This is a genomic window from Streptomyces sp. NBC_00726, from assembly GCF_045161735.1.
In the GTDB taxonomy this organism is placed as follows: Bacteria; Actinomycetota; Actinomycetes; order Streptomycetales; family Streptomycetaceae; genus Streptomyces.
In genome coordinates this window covers 5,718,378-5,734,488 of the sequence record NZ_CP108983.1, presented here as the reverse complement: position 1 = coordinate 5,734,488, position 16,111 = coordinate 5,718,378, and the positions used below count along the sequence as shown (strand labels likewise).

Below are 16,111 nucleotides of genomic sequence, written 5' to 3'. Positions count from 1 at the left end.
GGCTACCTCCGGTAGTCCTCCCGCAGCTCGATCTTGCGGACCTTGCCGCTGACCGTCATCGGGAAGGTCTCCAGGATCTGGAGCAGGCGCGGGATCTTGTAGTGCGCCAACTTCCCCTCGCAGAACGCCCGTACGTCGTCCAGGGCCGGCGGGTCGGCGGGGTCGGCGGGGATGACGCAGGCCAGCACCTCTTCCCCGTAACGCTCGTCGGGCACGCCGACCACCTGCACATCGGCGATCTTCGGGTGGCGGTACAGGAACTCCTCGATCTCGCGCGGGTAGATGTTCTCGCCGCCCCGGATGATCACGTCCTTGATGCGGCCGACGATCTGTACATAGCCGTCCTCGCGCATCACCGCGAGGTCCCCGGTGTGCATCCAGCGCCCCGCGTCAATGGCCTCGGCGGTGCGCTCGGGCTGGTCCCAGTAGCCGAGCATCACGCTGTAGCCCCGGGTGCACAGCTCGCCGGACCGCCCGCGTTCCAGGGTCACGCCGGTCGCCGGGTCGATGACCTTGACCTCGATGTGCGGCATGACGCGGCCGACGGTGCCGGTGCGGCGCTCCAGGTCGTCGTCGCGGCGGGTCTGCGTGGAGACCGGCGAGGTCTCCGTCATGCCGTAGCAGATGGACACCTCGTCCATGTGCATCTCGGCCACCACGCGCTTCATCACCTCGACCGGGCACGGCGACCCGGCCATGATGCCGGTGCGCAGCGAGGACAGGTCGTACGAGGCGAAGTCCGGCAGATTGAGTTCGGCGATGAACATCGTGGGCACCCCGTACAGCGAGGTACAACGTTCCTGCTGCACGGCGCTCAGCACGGCGGCCGGTTCGAAGGAGCCGCCGGGGATCACGATGCAGGCGCCGTGCGAGGTGATGCCGAGGTTGCCCATCACCATGCCGAAGCAGTGGTAGAAGGGCACGGGGAGGCAGACCCGGTCCTGCTCGGTGTAGGCGACCAGCTCCCCCACGAAATAGCCGTTGTTGAGGATGTTGTGGTGCGAGAGCGTCGCACCCTTGGGGAAGCCGGTGGTGCCGGAGGTGTACTGGATGTTGATCGGGTCGTCGCAGGACAGCTCCGCCTCACGGGCGGCGAGCTGATCAGCCGTCACCTGCGGTGCTGCGGAGAGGAGTTCGCCCCAGGACGCGTCGCCGATGTAGTGCACCGCACGCAGGTCCGGGCAGTTGGCGCGGACCTCCTCGACCAGCGCCCGGTAGTCGCTGGTGCGGTGGGTGAGGGAGGCGGCCAGCAGGGAGATCCCGGCCTGCTTCAGCACGTACTCCAGCTCGTGTGCCCGGTAAGCCGGGTTGATGTTCACCATGATCGCGCCGATGCGCGCGGTGGCGTACTGGACGAGCACCCATTCGGGGCAGTTGACCGCCCAGATGCCGACCCGGTCCCCCTTGGCCACGCCCGACGCCATCAGCGCCCGCGCCAGCTCCTCGACGGCCGCGCCGAACTCGGTGTACGTCCAGCGGCGCCCGGACGGTACGTCGACCAGCGCCTCGCGGTCGGGCCAGGCGGCGACGGCCCGGTCCAGATTGCGTCCGATGGTGTCGCCGAGCAGGGCGGTGGTGCCCGTGCCGTGCGCGTACGAGAGCTCGGTCATGCCAGGTCCCCTTCGGCGTACTCGGTGCCGCCGCCCTGGGCGGTGCGCTCGCGCAGTTCGATCCGGCGGATCTTGCCGGAGACGGTCTTGGGCAGCTCCGCGAACTCCAGCCGCCGCACCCGCTTGTACGGGGCGAGCACGGACCGGGAGTGGGCGAAGAGCACCTTGGCGGTGTCGGGCCCGGGCTCCCAGCCCTCGGCGAGCACCACATATGCCTTCGGGACGGAGAGGCGGACGTCGTCGGGGGCCGGTACGACGGCGGCCTCGACCACCGCCTCGTGCTCCAGCAGGGCGCTCTCCAGCTCGAACGGGGAGATCTTGTAGTCGGAGGACTTGAAGACGTCGTCGGCGCGCCCCACGTAGGTGATGTAGCCGTCCTCGTCGCGGGAGCCGATGTCACCGGTGCGGTAGTAGCCGCCGGCCATCGCCTCGGCCGTGCGCTCCGGGTCGCCGTGGTAGCCGGTCATCAGGCCCACCGGGTGCGCCGACAGGTCGAGCGAGATCTCGCCCTCGGCCGCGCCGGGCTCCCCGCTCACCGGGTCGAGCAGGACCACCCGGAAGCCGGGGCTGGGGCGGCCCATCGAGCCGGGCTTGAGGACCTGGCCGGGGCTGTTGGCGACCTGGACGGCGGTCTCCGTCTGGCCGAAGCCGTCGCGGATGGTAACGCCCCAGGCGCGCCGGACCGCCTCGATGACCTCGGGGTTCAGCGGTTCACCGGCCGCGACGACCTCGCGCGGCGGGGTCTTCAGCTGGGTCAGGTCGGCCTGGATGAGCATGCGCCACACAGTGGGCGGGGCGCAGAAGCTCGTGATGCCGGAGCGGTCCATCTCGGCCATCAGACGGCCGGCGTCGAAGCGGGTGTAGTTGAAGATGAAGACGGTGGCCTCGGCGCTCCACGGCGCGAAGAGGTTGGACCAGGCGTGCTTGGCCCAGCCGGGCGAGGAGATGTTGAGGTGTACGTCGCCGGGCTTGAGCCCGATCCAGTACATCGTCGCCAAGTGGCCCACCGGGTACGAGACATGGGTGTGCTCGACCAGCTTGGGGCTGGCGGTCGTGCCGGAGGTGAAGTAGAGCATCAGCGGTTCGTCCGCGTCGGTCTCGCGGTCCGGCGTGAACGGGCGGGGCGCCTCGGCGGCCGCCGCGTAGTCGAGCCACCCCTCGGTCGGGGCGCCGACGCAGATCCGGGTGTAGGAGCCGGGCACCTCGGCGAACTTCGCGGTGTCGGTGTCGCGGACCAGGACGTGCCGGACCCGGCCGCGCTCGACGCGGTCGCGCAGGTCGGCGGGGCCGAGCAGCGGGGTCGCCGGGATGACGACGGCGCGCAGCTTCATCGCGGCGAGCGCGGTCTCCCACAGCTCGGCCTGGTTGCCGAGCATGACGAGGACGCGGTCGCCCTCGCGCACCCCCTGGGCACGCAGCCAGTTCGCGGCGCGGTCGGAGCGGGCGGACATCTCGGCGAACGACACCTCGGTGCGGGTGCCGTCCTCCTCCACGATGTGCAGGGCGGTCCGGTCGTTGTCCCGGGCGATGACGTCGAACCAGTCGAGCGCCCAGTTGAAGCGGTCGTCGCGGGGCCAGCGGAAGCCCTCGTAGGCGGCGGCGTAGTCCTCGCGGTGCCGGAGCAGGAAGTCCCGGGCCGCCCGGAACGTCTCCGTCGCACTCGTTTCCGGCATGTGCCCTCCTCTTTACCGACCCGGCCGGTCCTTTGGCTCCTCACATGATGTAAACAGTGACTCAGGTCTCACCACCCCCGGACGGGGGTGTCGCGGGGCCGCCATCCCATCGGGGGCCGGGCAGAGAGGCGGCAGGGTGCCGGAATCCGTCGACGCGGTCGAGATGCAAGCGGCGCTGCTGCGGCTGCGCCGGACGAGCGGGCTGCCGGTCGCTTTCGGCGGGCTGCTCTCGGACAGCCGGCACGCCAGGATCGCCGAGGTGCACGGGGCGCGCTCGGCGGCGCTGCGCGGGCTCGTGATCTCGTCGGGCAGCGGCCTGGGCGGCAAGTCCATGGCCCTGGCGCGGCCGTGCGCGGTGACCGACTACCGCGTCTCGCGCCACATCAGCCACGAGTACGACACGGCCGTCGCGGCGGAGGGCCTGCGCTCGGTGGTCGCCGTCCCCGTCGTGGTGCGGCGCGAGGTACGGGGTGTGCTGTACGGGGCGCTGCGCGAGCCGCTCACGCTGGGGGACCGCACGTTCGACGCGGCGGTGGCCGCCGCCCGTGATGTGGAGCAGGCGCTGGCGGTCCGGGACGAGGTGCGGCGGCTGCTGGCGGCGGGCCGCCCGGAGCCGGATGCCGCTCCGGGAGCGGCGGCGGGGGCCTGGGAGGACGTCCGGGAGGCGCACCGCGAGCTGCGCGCCCTGATGCCGAAGGTGCTCGACCCGGCGCTGCGGGACGAGCTGCTCGCGGTGTGCGGGCGGCTGGCGTCGGCGACGGGCACCCGGGAGCCCGGGGCGCGCGAGGTCCGGCTGGCGCCGCGCGAGGTCGATGTGCTGGCGTGTGTGGCCGCGGGCGCCACGAACGCGGTGGCGGCGGACCGGCTGGGGCTGCGCCCGGAGACGGTGAAGGGCTATCTGCGGTCCGCGATGCGGCGGCTGGGGGCACACACCCGGCTGGAGGCGGTGGTGGCGGCGCGGCGGGCGGGGCTGCTGCCGTAGGCGCGTCCCGCGCCGTCGGGCGTCCTCCCGCACCGTAGGGCCCCCAACGCCGTAGGGCGTCCCCCCGCCCCGTAAACCGTCCCCCCGCATCCGCGCCCCCGTCAGCGCCCCAGGTCCACGAACGCCCCGAAGCGGACGTCGTGCTCCGTCGCCGAGGTCATCGCCGCCATCAGGTCTCTCGCCTCCCCCGTCACGGCCTCGCACTCCGCGGCCGTCAGCGGGCGCACCTCCTGGACGGTGACGGCGGCGGGGGCGTCGCGCGGCGTGTCCAGCCGCCAGACCGCCGCGAAGAGGCCGTCCACCAGCACGCTGCCGTAGGTCTGGTTGCCCACCCCGTTGAGGCCCTTGAGGGCTGCCGGGATGATCCGGGTGCGGTCGGCGTGGCCGAGGAGGACGTTGTCGAACTCGGGCAGGAAGCGGGGCGGCGCGGGGGTGTCCTCGGCGGGGCGCGGGGCGTCGGGCAGATCGAAGAGTTCGGTGCCGTGCTCGTCGCGGAAGGTGACGAGCCGGCGCCGCAGCCGGTCGAAGACCTCCTTCAGGCGGGTCAGCCCCGCCCAGCTCTGCATGTCCTTCACCGACGCGGGGCCGAACGCGCCGAGGTAGCGCAGCACGGCGCGCTCGATGTCGGGCGCCGCCTCACCCCCGTGACCGAGCCAGTGTTCGACGGTGGTGAGCGCGACGCCGCCGCTGATGCCCCAGAGGCCGCGCGGGGTCACCTGGACCAGCGGCAGCAGGCAGCGGGCGGCGATACCGAGGGCCTGCGGGTCCGCGTCGGGCCACTCCGTGAGCAGCCGTGCGCGGATCTCCTTCGGGGTGCGCGGCGCCTCCTCCACGTACGCCCGGCTCAGCGCCCGCACCCGGTCCAGGTCCACGCCCGGGAGCCGCTTGCGGAACATGTTCAGCTCGCGGTCGACGGCGGGCTGCATCAGGGGGCGCAGGGTCAGGGCGTCCTCGGCGGTGTGGGTGTGGATGGTCGAGCGCAGGGAGACGATGCGGACGGCCTCGCGCGCCTCCATCAGCAGGGACAGTTCGGCGGGCCGGAAGTCCTGGAGCCGGGCCAGGAGCTGGTAGTACGGCGGCTTGGTGTTCTGCGCCTGGAGGCCGACGAGGTGGGCGACGGCGTCCTTCGCGCTCATCGCGGTCCGGCGCAGCAGCAGCTGGCGGTCCAGGGTCGCCCGGCCGAGGGCCCTGGGCGTGAGCACGGGGACGGGGGCGGGGGCGGCACCGGCGGGGGTCTTCTTCGTTACGGCCATGACGGCACGCTACGCGTCCATGCGGCCGGATTCTGTCCTAATAGCGCGGTCCGGGGGACGCCATGCCCCTGGTCCGGGGCCGCCACGCCCTCGCCCGGCGAAGCCGGAATCGCGGTGCGGCCGCCCGCATCATGGTCCCGTGATCGCCGTCCTGTTCGCCGTCCTGACCGCCCTCAGCAACGGCTCCGCCTCCGTGTTCCAGCGCCGGGCCGCCCTCGACGTGCCGCAGACCGGGGCCCTGCGGGTGTCGCTCATCGGCCATCTGCTGCGCCAGAAGGTGTGGCTCGCGGGGATCGTCCTGGTGATCGTCGCCGCCGTCTGCCAGGCCGTCGCGCTGGCCACCGGGCCGATCTCCGTGGTGCAGCCGATCTTCGTGATCGAGCTTCCGGCGACCCTGCTGCTGGCCGGTTTCATGATGCGGGCGCGGCTGCCCCGGACGGTCTGGCTGGGGGTCGCCGCCGTGACGGCCGGACTGGCCCTCGGGATGGCGGCGGCCGCGCCGGGCGGCGGCGTCGACAGCGTGCACGGGGCGGCGTGGGTGCCGGCGCTGATCCTGACGGGCCTGGCCGGGACACTGCTGATCGCGGGCGCGCTGGCCACCCGGGGCGATGTCCGGGCCGCCCTGCTGGCCACGGCCGCCGCCTGCGGTTACGCGCTGACCGCCGCGCTGATGAAGGACGCGATGGCGCGGCTCGACACGGGCGGCGTGGGGGCGCTGTTCAGCTCCTGGCAGCTGTACGCGATGGCGGTGGCGGGGGTCGGCGCGCTGTTCCTGCTCCAGAACGCCCTTCAGGCGGGCACGCTCGTCGCCGTACAGCCGTGTCTGACCCTGGGCGACGCCCTGATCAGTGTCCTGTACGGGGTGACGCTGTTCGGCGAGGAGGTGCGCACCGGCTGGTGGGTGCTGCCCGAGCTGCTGGCGCTGGGGCTGATCGCGGCGGGGTGCGTGGAGCTGGCGCGGTCGCCGCTGGCCGCCGGGAACCCGACGGCCCCGGCCCGCGCCCGCCGGGTCGACTGACCTGGCGCGTGCGGACCGGGGCCGGACCGTTCGCGTACTACTTGCTGATCGCGAAACGCATCAGGGCGTGCTCGTCGCCCTGCTTGATCTTGCCGGTCTCGTTGATGACCTCAAGCTTCCAGCCGGCGCCGACGCGCACGGCCTTGGCGACGGCGCAGCCGTTGTCATGCGTGAGCAGGCTCGGCCAGATGTCGGCGACCTGCTGGCTGCTGCCGCCCGTGGCGTCGTAGACCTTGATGCTGACGTTGCGCGCGTTCTGGAAGGAGCTGCCCTTCTTGTACGCGGCGGCGATGAAGACGATCGCCGTGACATTCGACGGGACCTTCGCGAAGTCGACGGTCACCGTCTCGTCGTCGCCCTCGCCCCTTCCCGTCTGGTTGTCACCGCTGTGCACCATCGAGCCGTTGCCCAGCGGGTCCAGGGAGTCCAGGCCGGCCAGCCGGACCGGGTCCGCGCCCTGCATCGCGATGGCGATCAGGTCGAGGTCGGTGCCCTTCTTCTGCTTCAGCTTCCCCATCAGCCCGCCACTGCTGCCGACGGTGGGGTCCCAGGAGACGCCGATGGAGAGGTGGGTCACCCCGTCCAGGTCCGCCGGGCCGTCTTCCTTCTTCAACGTGATCATGCGTGATCCTCTTCGTGGCGAGATTCCTACAGGGTGAGTCTGCCTGGTGCGCTTCCGCTACCCCTCATCAGGGGCAAAATTTCGACCAAGTGTGGGAGGCACCCGGCCGGATTGTCCTGCCTCGGCATGATGTACGGGTACGTGTCCACGTGATACGGACACGGCGAAGACGCCCGGTCCGGGGCGTGGACCGGGCGTCGGTTGTCGGCCGTTTCAGGCGGCTTCCTCGCGCACCACCAGCGGGGCTCCGAGGTGCTGGTGGCCGCCGCTGGCGAGCATGCGCACCTCCGCCTGGTCGCTGATCTCGGCGCGGACGATTCCGGTGCCGTCCTCGTAGACGGGGTGTCCGCCCGCTCCGCTCTGTGCCGTCCGGTGGACGGTGACGGCGTCGTCCTCCACTGCCGAGGACTGGAAGACGAGCTCGTAGCTTTCCGGATAATCCATGAGGGCTCTCCAGACGACTTTCGCCGGGCCGGCCCCCGGGGCGCGCCCGGCCTGCACTGTCCATGGTCGCGCAGACCCGGGCCGGACGCAGGGGCGGGCGTGTCCTGCGGGCCGGGGCGGGGGCTGCCTATGCTGAAGGAGAGCCCCGCCGCGGGAAGGGAAGCGCCATGGACGAGGCCGGTCTGGGCGACGACGTCTATCAGCCCCAGCAGGAGTCGGAGGCATCCGATCCGGTCGAGCAGCTCGACACGGAGGACACCCTGGCCGATCCGGACGTGGACGACGTCCTGGACCGGGGTTATTCACCGCCGGAGCGCCCGTACGCGGTGGACGACGTGGGCACCACCGCCGCCGAGCAGCACCGGGGCGAGTCCCTGGAGAGCCGGCTCGCGCGCGAGCGGCCCGAGGACGACGGCCCGCCCGGGGACGGGGTGGGCGATGTCGTGGACGGGGACGGGGAACCGTGGGACCGCGAGGTCGGCACCGTACGCGCCGGGCGGCTCACCCGGGACCTGGACATCCGCGAGCCGGACAGCACGGCGGGCGAGGACGTCGGGATCGACGGCGCCGCGGCCTCGGCCGAGGAGGCCGCGGTGCACGTCATCGCGGACGAGGCGTAGAAGGGCCGGCCCCTCCCGCCGGCCCGTTCCCCCTTACCCCGGAGGTAATCGACGCCCCGCGCGGCCTCGGACATCGTGTTCCTCACGAGCACAGCGCTCCCGGCCCACCGGCCGGAAGCCCTTACCGGAGGGACCCACGATGACCATGTACGACGACGCCGTGCAGCGCTACTTCACCGCCTGGAACGCCGGTCCGGACGAGCGGGAGAAGGCCGTCGCCGCCGCGTTCACCGATGAGGCCGCGTACACCGATCCGCTGGCCGACGTACGGGGGCACGAGCAGCTGGCGGCCGCCATCGGCGGGGCGCGGCAGCAGTTCCCCGGGTTCACGTTCCGGCCGGTCGGGGCGGTGGACGGGCATCACGCGGTGGTCCGCTTCGGGTGGGAGCTGGTGGCGCCCGACGGCTCGGCGCCCGTCGCCGGATTCGACGTGGCGACGCTCGCCGACGACGGCCGGATCGCCTCGGTCAGCGGCTTCCTGGACCGGGTGCCGGCCGTCTGATCACGCGGCGGGGTGCGAACGGCGGCGCAGGGCCGGGTCGGTGAGGTCCGCCGGGTGGTAACCGGCGTCCTGGGACGAGAGGTTGGTGCCGGGCGGCACGATCTTGTCGATCCGGTCCAGCACGTCCTGGCTCAGCCGCACCCGGTCCGCGCCGAGCTGGCCCTCCAGCTGTTCCAGGGTGCGCGGGCCGATGATCGCCGAGGTGACGGCGGGGTGTTCGAGCACGAAGGCCAGGGCGAGCTGTACGAGGGTGAGCCCGGCCTCGTCGGCGAGCTGGGCGAGCGCCTCGGCGGCTTCGAGCTTGGCGGTGTTCTCCGGGGACGCGATGTCGAAGCGGCCGGGCCGGCGTGCGGCGCGGCTGGAGTCCGGCCGGCCGGCGCCCCTGCGGTAGCGGCCGGAGAGCCAGCCGCCGGCCAGCGGGCTCCAGGACAGCACGGCGAGGCCGTGCCGCCGGGCGGTGGGCAGCACCTCGCGCTCGATGCCCCGGGCGAGGATCGAGTACGGGGGCTGCTCGGCGACGACGCGTTCGCGGCCGCGCCGCTCGGCGGTCCACTGGCCCTCCACGATCGCGGACGGCTCGAACGTCGAGGTGCCGATGTAGCGGATCTTGCCCTGGCGGACCAGGTCGGAGAGGGCGCCCAGGGTCTCGTCGAAGTCGGTGCCGGGCTCCGGGCGGTGCACCTGGTAGAGGTCGATCCAGTCGGTGTCCAGCCGGCGCAGGCTGTTCTCCACCTCACGGATGATCCAACGTCGGCTGTTCCCCTGCTCGTTGGGGTCGGTGCCGAGGCTGCCGTGGAATTTGGTGGCCAGTACGACGTTGTCGCGGCGGCCGCCCGCCAGCGCCTTGCCGACGATGGTTTCGGACTCACCGGCCGAGTAGACGTCGGCGGTGTCCACGAAGTTGATGCCGGAGTCCAGGGCGTGGTGGATGATCCGGACGCTGTCGTCGTGGTCGGGGTTGCCGCGGGCACCGAACATCATGGTGCCCAGGCACAGCGGGCTGACCCGCACTCCGGTGCGGCCGAAGGGGCGGTAGTGCGTCATCGTGCGTTCTCCTCCAGGCCGATTCCGTAGTTGTCGGCGTCGCGGGTGACGGGGTCGAAGAGGCGGTTGGCGGGGCGGGGCAGTCCGTAGTGGCCGCGCAGGGTGCTCGCGGTGTATTCGGTGCGGAACAGGCCGCGTTCCTGGAGGATCGGCACCACCCGGTCCACGAAGACCTCCAGGCCGGACGGGAGGACGGCGGGCATGATGTTGAAGCCGTCGGCGGCCCCGCTGTCGTACCAGTGCTCGATGGTGCCCGCGACCTGCTCGGCGGTCCCGGCGAAGGTGCGGTGGCCGCGCCCGCCGCCGAGCCGGCCGATCAGTTGACGTACCGTCAGCCTCTCGCGTCTTGCCAGCTCCACGACGAGCGTGTAGCGGCTCTTGGCGCCCTCGATGTCGTCCTCGGTGGGGATGTCCTCGGGGAGTTCCGCGTCCAGGTCGAGGTCGTCGGGGGCGATCCTCAGCCGCTGGGAGAGCTGGAGTTTGGCGTACTCGGGGACGATGAGGTTCTCCAGCTCGGCGTCGAGCGCCAGCGCCTCGGCCTCGGTGTCCCCGATGACGGGGACGATGCCGGGCAGGATCTTGATGCCGTCCGGGTTGCGGCCGAGGGCGGTGGTGCGCTCCTTGACGTCCTTGTAGAAGGCGATGCCCTCCTCCAGGGTCTGCTGGGCGGTGAACACCGCCTCCGCGTACCGGGCGGCGAAGTCCTTGCCGTCCTCACTGGAACCGGCCTGCACGAGCAACGGGTAGCCCTGCGGGGGCCGTTGTACGTTGAGCGGTCCGTCGACCCGGAAGAACTCGCCCCGGTGCCCGATCTGCTTGACCCGCTCGGCCAGGGCGTGCACCCCGCGCTCCTTGTCGGCGATCACCGCGTCGTCGGCCCAGCTGTCCCAGAGCTTGGTGGACACCTCCACGAACTCGCCGGCGCGCCGGTAGCGGTCGCGGTGCAGCGGGGTGTCGTCCAGGCCGAAGTTGCGGGCCGCGTCGGCGCCCGCGGTGGTGACGATGTTCCAGCCGGCCCGGCCGGCCGAGACATGGTCGAGCGAGGCGAACCTGCGGGCCAGGTTGTACGGCTCGTTGTAGCTGGTCGACGCGGTGGCGATGAGGCCGATGCGGCTGGTCGCGCCGGCGAGGGCGGTGAGCAGGACCGTCGGCTCCAGCTTGGCGGCGGGGCGGCGGCCGGGGTCGCCCATCAGGACGGGGCTGTCGGCGAGGAACAGCGAGTCGAGCCGGCCGCGTTCGGCGATCCGGGCGAGGTTCTTGTAGTGCTCGATGTCGGAGTTCGCCTCGGCCGGGCTCTCGGGCAGCCGCCAGGACGCCTCGTGGTGGCCGGTCGACATGAGGAAGGCGTTGAGGTGGAGCTGCTTGCGCTCAGGCGTGCGGGTCATGGGAGTCCTTCGCTTCGGTACGGGGCTGAGGCTGGGGCTCGGTGACCCCGAGGGCGGTGAGGAGGGAGTCCCGGTACTGCTGGAAGCGCGGGTCGCGGCGGGAGCGCGGGGCCGGGAGGTCGACGGGGAGGTCGACGGAGATCCGGCCGTCCTCCAGGACCAGGACGCGGTCGGCGAGTTCGACGGCCTCGTCGACGTCGTGGGTGACCAGGAGCACCGCGGGGCGGTGGCGTGCGTGGAGTTCCCGGAGCAGGTCGTGCATCTTGATCCGGGTCAGCGCGTCCAGGGCGCCGAACGGCTCGTCCGCGAGGAGGAGTTCGGGTTCGCGGACCAGGGCGCGGGCGAGCGCGGCGCGCTGCTGTTCGCCACCGGACAGCTCGTGCGGCCAGGAGCGGTCGCGGCCCTTCAGGCCGACCTCCGCCAGGGCGGTGAGGCCGCGTTCCCGGGCGCCGGGGCCGCGCAGGCCGAGGGTGACGTTGTCGATGAGCCGGAGCCAGGGCAGCAGCCGGGAGTCCTGGAAGGAGAGCGAGACCCGGTCGGGGACGCCGAGTTCGCCGGAGCCCGCGACGGTGTGGTCGAGGCGGGCGACGGCGCGCAGCAGGGTGGACTTGCCGGAGCCGCTGCGCCCGAGCAGTGCGGTGAACTCGCCGGGGGCGACGGTGAGATCGAGCTTCTTGAGGATGTCGCGGTCGCCGAAGCGGCGGACGAGTTTCCGGGTGCGGATGGCGGGGCGCGGGGCGGGGGCCGTCGCGCCGGGGGCGGTCAGCCCGCCAGGGTGCGTCGCCATGACAGGACCTTCCTCTCCACGGCGCGTACCGCCGCGTCCGACGCGAAGCCGAAGATCCCGTAGGCCACCAGGCCCACGATGATCACGTCGGACTGGGCGTACTGCTGGGCCTGGAACATCATGTAGCCGATGCCGCTGGTGGCGTTGATCTGCTCGACCACGATCAGGCCGAGCCAGGACGCGGTGACGCCGAGGCGCAGCCCGACGAAGAACCCGGGCAGCGAGCCGGGGACGACGACCTTGCGGATGAACTGCGCGCGGCTCAGGTCGAGTCCTTCGGCGAGTTCCACGTAGCGGCTGTCGATGCCGGTGAGCGAGGCGTACGTGTTGACGTACATGTTCACCGCGACGCCGAGCGCGATGACGGTGACCTTCATCTGCTCGCCGATGCCGAGCCAGAGGATCAGCAGCGGGAGCATGGCCAGGGAGGGGATGGCCCGCTTGATCTGGAGCGGTCCGTCGAGGAGGTATTCGCCGGTCCGGCTCAGCCCGGCGGCGACGGCGAGGAGGACCCCGGCGCCCACCCCGAAGAAGAGGCCGAGCCCGGCGCGCTGGAGCGAGACGAGGACGTTCTCCTGGAGCCGGCCGCTGGAGAGGAGGTCGGACGCGGTGGAGAGGACCGTGCCGGGGCTGGAGAGTATCCGGGGGTCCAGGTAGCCGGTGGCGGAGGCGGCCCACCACAGGGCGATGACCAGGACCGGGCCGATGAGCCGCCCGAAGGGGACGGACCGGCCGGGGCCGAGCCGTCTGCGGGTCTTCGGCGCGGGGGCGGGCGCGGCGGCCTTCACCGGTGGCGCGACCGGGGGTGCTGCGGGGCGGGTGGTGTGGGTCAGCAGCTCGGTCATGACTTCTCCCGGTATTCGGCGGGTACGGCCTGGGCCGCCAGCCCCTCGAAGCGGCGGTCGAACAGCTCGGTGGCGTCCTGCTCCGGTACGAATCCGCCGGCGGCGAGCAGGTCGGCGGTCTCCTGCTCCCAGGCGATGGCCGCGTCCCAGGAGGCCGGGAAGAGCGGCTTGTTGAGGGAGGCGACGATGCGTTTGCCGTCCTCCCGGGAGACGCCCTGGTCCTCGACGTAATACGTGTCGATCCACTCGTCGGTGTGCTCCCAGGCCCAGACCTGGCCCCGGGCCCACAGCGGCACGAAGCTGCGGACGGCGGCGGCCTTGGCCCGGTCGTTCAGCACCTCGTTGGGCGCCCAGAGCACCGTGAGCAGGTCCACCACATCGGTCTTCACACCGCGTGCCCCGTCCTTGCCGTACTGGGTGAGGTATTTGGTGAGGGTGGGTTCGCCCAGCGGGGCGACGTCGACCTGCCGGGACTGGAGAGCGGTGAGGAACTGGGTGCTGGGCAGGGCGACCAGCTCCACGTCCTTGGTGGGGATGCCCGCCTGCTTCAGCGCCCGCAGCACGACGACTCCCTGGGCCTGCCCCTGGGAGAACCCGATCTTCCTGCCCCGGAAATCGTCGGTGGAGCGGATGCCGGAGCCGGGTGCGGTGGCGAAGACGTACGAGGGACTGTTCCGCACCTGCACGGCGACGATCTTCGCGCCGACGCCGATGGCGTGGGCCTGGATCGGCGGAATTCCGGCGTTGACGGCGAGGTCGATGGAATGGGCCCGGAATCCCTGGATGATATCGGGGCCGGCGCCCAGGTTGGGCCATTGTGAAACGGTGAAGGGAAGGTCCTTCTTCAGTCCGGCCGGGCCGAGCTGGAGTTGGGTGGAGCGCACGGCTACGGAGAGTTTCGTGCCGGGCGGCGGCGCTCCGGACGGCAGTTTTCCGGCCGGTTCGGCGCTCGCCACGGATTGTGTCCGCGGCGAGCAGGCGGCCAGCGTACCGATGAGGGCGGAGCCGCCGAGGGCGAGAAACGAGCGGCGGCCGAGCGCCGGGGATGCGTGATGGCGTGACATGGGAAAAGGTCCTGATCCGGTCAGAGGGAGAGGTAGGCGCCGTCGTGGAAGAGCAGCGGGCCGCGGCCCTCGTCGTGCTCGGCCTCCACCACCCGGGCGATGACGATGCGGTGGTCACCGGCCGGCACGATCTGCTCGACCGCCACCCGCAGATGGCCGGCCACCCCGTCGAGCAAGGGCTCGCCGCCGGGCAGGCGGTGCCAGCGGGTAGGGGCGGCGAAGCGGTCGATGCCGCTGGTGGCGAAGGTGGCGGCCAGGGGCTGCTGGTCGGCGCCGAGGAAGTGCACGACGGCCGTACGGGCGTGCTCGAAGTGCGGCCAGGACGAGGTGGTGGTGCCGATGCCGAACGAGATGAGCGGCGGGGTCAGCGAGAGCGAGGTGAGCGAGGTCGCGGTGAAACCGACCGGGCCGCGCCCGGAATCGGTGGTGATGACGACGACCCCGGCGGGGTAGCGGCGGAACGCCTGCCGGAACCGGTCGGGGGCGATCCCCGCCGGGGCGGGGGCGGCGGCCTGGGCCGCGTACGAGGGCACGGTGACGGTCAAGGTGTCTCCCGAAGGTGAAAAGCCGAAAGGGCAGCAGAGAAAGGCAGCGGGAATTACGCGAAGGCGTGGACGCGCACGGCGAGGCGCACGGAAGCGCGGAAAGTTCGCCGGATATCAGCGGGTGTTTACCGGAGACCCGGACAGCGGCCGCGACACGGCTGCGAGGCGGCGAGCGCGGTGGGCGCAGAAGCAGAAACAAAAGAAGACGCGGACGAGCGGAAGCGCGGCGTCATCGAGGACGCTTTCGCTGCATTCCGCTGTCGGCTGGTCATGAATCCATCATCCCGTCGGCGTTCGCGGCCGGTCAACAATGCAACTGGCTGAATTAAATCGGATTACGGAAGGGCGGGGCAGGCCCGTCGTCAGGACACCGCGGGCAGCGCAGGCCACGGCCCCAGCGGGTCCGTGTACAGCGAGCCGAGGGCCACCGCCGCACCCGCCACGGCCAGGACCGACCCGGTGAAGCTGCTCGGCACCACGGCCCGCTCGGGGTCGTCGCACACCACCGACCGCGCGCCCGCCTCCGCCCGCAGATCGGCCAGGCACTCCGGCATCCGCCCGGCCCCCGGCTCGACCACGACCAGGACCTCCGGGTCGAACATGTCGAGGAGCAGGGCCGCCGCCCGCCCCACCAGCCGGGCCCGCCGGCGGAACAGCGCCACCGCCCGGGCGTCCCCGGCCAGCGCCCGGTCCAGCAGCTCCGGGAAGGACCCGGTCACCAGCCCCTGGGCGGCGGCGCGCCGCACCATGGCCCGCTCGGACACCTCCGACTGGAGGCAGCCGGACCGCCCGCAGGGGCACGGCTCCGCACCGCCCGATCCCCCGGCACCCAGGGGCAGATGGGCGACGCTGCCCGCGCCGGAGCGCGGTCCCCGGTGCAGGGTGCCCCCGGTGGCGAAGGCGGCGTCCACGACCGCGCCGACGAAGAGCAGGACGGTGCTGGCCCGGGTCGACTCCTGGCCGAACAGCTGCTCGGCCCGGGCCAGGGCGCGGGAGTGGCTGTCCACCTGGACGGGCAGCCCGGTCGCGGCGGCGAGCAGCTCGCGGGCCGGGACGTCGCGCCAGCCGAGCTGCGGGTGCGCCACGATCACCCCGTCGACCGGATCGACGCGGTGCCCGGTGGCCAGGCCGAGCGCGAGGACGGTCCGCCCGCCGGCGTGCGCGGCGGCCAACGGGGGCAGCCGGTCGGCGAGTTGGGCCAGGAGGCGGTGGGGGTCCGTGGTGGTGTGGGGGCGCCGGTCCTCGGCGACGATCCGGCCGCGCAGGTCCATCAGCGACAGGGTGGAGTGGGCGACGGCGATATGGGCGCCGGCCACCAGATAGCTTCCGGTGTCGATCTCGACGGGGATGTGCGGCCGGCCGAGCCCCTTGGGCCCGGCGGTCTCGGCGGCCTCCCGGACCAGTCCGCGGGCGAGCAGCCGGCCGACATGGCCGCTGACGGAGGCGGGCGAGAGGCCGGTGAGGCGGGCGACCGTGGACCGGGCGACGGGCCCGTGGTCGAGGATCGCGCCGAGGACGGAGCCGGTGCCGGTCGGGCGGCGGCCGGGCCCGGGGGCCGGTATGTCGGCGCGGCGCGGCGGGGTGGTGCGGGTGTCGTGGGGGCGGCGGACGGGGGCGGCGAGACTCTTCACCGTGTCTTCCAGACCTCGGGGCGGCGATGGGCGCGGTGTCGGCGCGGCACGGGGCCGGGGCGCACAGGGCGCGGGCGCGGTGCCTC

16 protein-coding genes are annotated in these 16,111 nt (G+C 72.6%); 4 read left to right on the top strand and 12 right to left on the bottom strand.

The window, feature by feature from the left end:
* Positions 1 to 2 precede the first annotated feature (2 nt).
* Both OG338_RS25505 and OG338_RS25500 read right to left on the bottom strand, forming a co-directional pair.
* On the bottom strand, positions 3 to 1,610 hold the full coding sequence (locus OG338_RS25505; RefSeq protein WP_405939549.1) for an AMP-binding protein: 1,608 nt from the start codon (positions 1,608 to 1,610) through the stop codon (positions 3 to 5).
* Positions 1,607 to 3,283 carry an AMP-binding protein gene (locus tag OG338_RS25500; RefSeq protein ID WP_405939548.1) on the bottom strand — a complete coding sequence of 559 codons (1,677 nt, stop codon included), beginning with the start codon at positions 3,281 to 3,283 and terminating at the stop codon, positions 1,607 to 1,609. Before OG338_RS25500 ends, OG338_RS25505 begins: the two co-directional genes overlap by 4 nt.
* 136 nt (positions 3,284 to 3,419) lie before the next feature.
* Here OG338_RS25500 and OG338_RS25495 point away from each other — a divergent pair, with 136 nt between their 5' ends.
* On the top strand, positions 3,420 to 4,265 hold the full coding sequence (locus tag OG338_RS25495; RefSeq protein ID WP_405939547.1) for a response regulator transcription factor: 846 nt from the start codon (positions 3,420 to 3,422) through the stop codon (positions 4,263 to 4,265).
* 101 nt (positions 4,266 to 4,366) lie between these two features.
* On the opposite strand, the gene OG338_RS25490 is transcribed toward OG338_RS25495, so the two are convergent.
* On the bottom strand, positions 4,367 to 5,518 hold the full coding sequence (locus OG338_RS25490; RefSeq protein ID WP_405939546.1) for a winged helix DNA-binding domain-containing protein: 1,152 nt from the start codon (positions 5,516 to 5,518) through the stop codon (positions 4,367 to 4,369).
* Between the two features lie 139 nt (positions 5,519 to 5,657).
* On the opposite strand from OG338_RS25490, the gene OG338_RS25485 reads away from it, so the two are divergent.
* A complete protein-coding gene (locus OG338_RS25485; RefSeq protein ID WP_405939545.1) occupies positions 5,658 to 6,536 on the top strand; it encodes a DMT family transporter in 879 nt (292 codons plus the stop codon).
* 37 nt (positions 6,537 to 6,573) lie between these two features.
* On the opposite strand, the gene OG338_RS25480 is transcribed toward OG338_RS25485, so the two are convergent.
* Complete coding sequence (locus OG338_RS25480; protein WP_405939544.1) at positions 6,574 to 7,158, bottom strand: TerD family protein; 585 nt, start codon at positions 7,156 to 7,158, stop codon at positions 6,574 to 6,576.
* Positions 7,159 to 7,371: 213 nt separating this feature from the next.
* Positions 7,372 to 7,602: a DUF6296 family protein gene (locus OG338_RS25475; protein WP_405939543.1), complete on the bottom strand. Its 231-nt coding sequence runs from the start codon at positions 7,600 to 7,602 to the stop codon at positions 7,372 to 7,374.
* Between the two features lie 167 nt (positions 7,603 to 7,769).
* On the opposite strand from OG338_RS25475, the gene OG338_RS25470 reads away from it, so the two are divergent.
* Positions 7,770 to 8,222, top strand: a complete 453-nt coding sequence (locus OG338_RS25470) for a DUF5709 domain-containing protein (protein ID WP_405939542.1) — start codon at positions 7,770 to 7,772, stop codon at positions 8,220 to 8,222.
* A 139-nt stretch (positions 8,223 to 8,361) separates the two neighbouring features.
* Positions 8,362 to 8,724: a nuclear transport factor 2 family protein gene (locus tag OG338_RS25465; protein WP_405939541.1), complete on the top strand. Its 363-nt coding sequence runs from the start codon at positions 8,362 to 8,364 to the stop codon at positions 8,722 to 8,724.
* Here the strand turns inward: OG338_RS25465 and OG338_RS25460 are convergent, their stop codons facing one another.
* From OG338_RS25460 to OG338_RS25430, 7 genes are all read right to left on the bottom strand, one after another.
* Entirely contained in the window at positions 8,725 to 9,768 is a 1,044-nt protein-coding gene (locus tag OG338_RS25460; RefSeq protein ID WP_405939540.1) for an aldo/keto reductase, read from the bottom strand.
* Positions 9,765 to 11,153 (bottom strand): LLM class flavin-dependent oxidoreductase, encoded by a 1,389-nt coding sequence (locus OG338_RS25455; RefSeq protein ID WP_405939539.1) that lies wholly within the window; start codon positions 11,151 to 11,153, stop codon positions 9,765 to 9,767. Before OG338_RS25455 ends, OG338_RS25460 begins: the two co-directional genes overlap by 4 nt.
* Positions 11,137 to 11,940, bottom strand: a complete 804-nt coding sequence (locus tag OG338_RS25450) for an ABC transporter ATP-binding protein (protein ID WP_405939538.1) — start codon at positions 11,938 to 11,940, stop codon at positions 11,137 to 11,139. The genes OG338_RS25455 and OG338_RS25450 overlap by 17 nt, the downstream gene beginning before the upstream one ends.
* The gene (locus tag OG338_RS25445) at positions 11,916 to 12,785 is read right to left on the bottom strand and encodes an ABC transporter permease (protein ID WP_405939537.1); all 870 of its coding nucleotides are present in this window, start codon (positions 12,783 to 12,785) and stop codon (positions 11,916 to 11,918) included. Before OG338_RS25445 ends, OG338_RS25450 begins: the two co-directional genes overlap by 25 nt.
* A complete protein-coding gene (locus OG338_RS25440) occupies positions 12,782 to 13,849 on the bottom strand; it encodes an ABC transporter substrate-binding protein (RefSeq protein ID WP_405939536.1) in 1,068 nt (355 codons plus the stop codon). The genes OG338_RS25445 and OG338_RS25440 overlap by 4 nt, the downstream gene beginning before the upstream one ends.
* Positions 13,850 to 13,869: 20 nt before the next feature.
* Positions 13,870 to 14,394, bottom strand: a complete 525-nt coding sequence (locus OG338_RS25435) for a flavin reductase family protein (RefSeq protein ID WP_405939535.1) — start codon at positions 14,392 to 14,394, stop codon at positions 13,870 to 13,872.
* Positions 14,395 to 14,756: 362 nt separating this feature from the next.
* Positions 14,757 to 16,025 carry an ROK family protein gene (locus tag OG338_RS25430; RefSeq protein WP_405939534.1) on the bottom strand — a complete coding sequence of 423 codons (1,269 nt, stop codon included), beginning with the start codon at positions 16,023 to 16,025 and terminating at the stop codon, positions 14,757 to 14,759.
* Positions 16,026 to 16,111 lie beyond the last annotated feature (86 nt).

Coding starts and splice junctions, on each gene's coding strand:
- OG338_RS25505 (WP_405939549.1), bottom strand. CDS start 1,610: ATGACCGAGCTCTCGTACGCGCACGGCACGGGCACCACCGCCCTGCTC.
- OG338_RS25500 (WP_405939548.1), bottom strand. CDS start 3,283: ATGCCGGAAACGAGTGCGACGGAGACGTTCCGGGCGGCCCGGGACTTC.
- OG338_RS25490 (WP_405939546.1), bottom strand. CDS start 5,518: ATGGCCGTAACGAAGAAGACCCCCGCCGGTGCCGCCCCCGCCCCCGTC.
- OG338_RS25480 (WP_405939544.1), bottom strand. CDS start 7,158: ATGATCACGTTGAAGAAGGAAGACGGCCCGGCGGACCTGGACGGGGTG.
- OG338_RS25475 (WP_405939543.1), bottom strand. CDS start 7,602: ATGGATTATCCGGAAAGCTACGAGCTCGTCTTCCAGTCCTCGGCAGTG.
- OG338_RS25470 (WP_405939542.1), top strand. CDS start 7,770: ATGGACGAGGCCGGTCTGGGCGACGACGTCTATCAGCCCCAGCAGGAG.
- OG338_RS25465 (WP_405939541.1), top strand. CDS start 8,362: ATGACCATGTACGACGACGCCGTGCAGCGCTACTTCACCGCCTGGAAC.
- OG338_RS25460 (WP_405939540.1), bottom strand. CDS start 9,768: ATGACGCACTACCGCCCCTTCGGCCGCACCGGAGTGCGGGTCAGCCCG.
- OG338_RS25455 (WP_405939539.1), bottom strand. CDS start 11,153: ATGACCCGCACGCCTGAGCGCAAGCAGCTCCACCTCAACGCCTTCCTC.
- OG338_RS25450 (WP_405939538.1), bottom strand. CDS start 11,940: ATGGCGACGCACCCTGGCGGGCTGACCGCCCCCGGCGCGACGGCCCCC.
- OG338_RS25445 (WP_405939537.1), bottom strand. CDS start 12,785: ATGACCGAGCTGCTGACCCACACCACCCGCCCCGCAGCACCCCCGGTC.
- OG338_RS25440 (WP_405939536.1), bottom strand. CDS start 13,849: ATGTCACGCCATCACGCATCCCCGGCGCTCGGCCGCCGCTCGTTTCTC.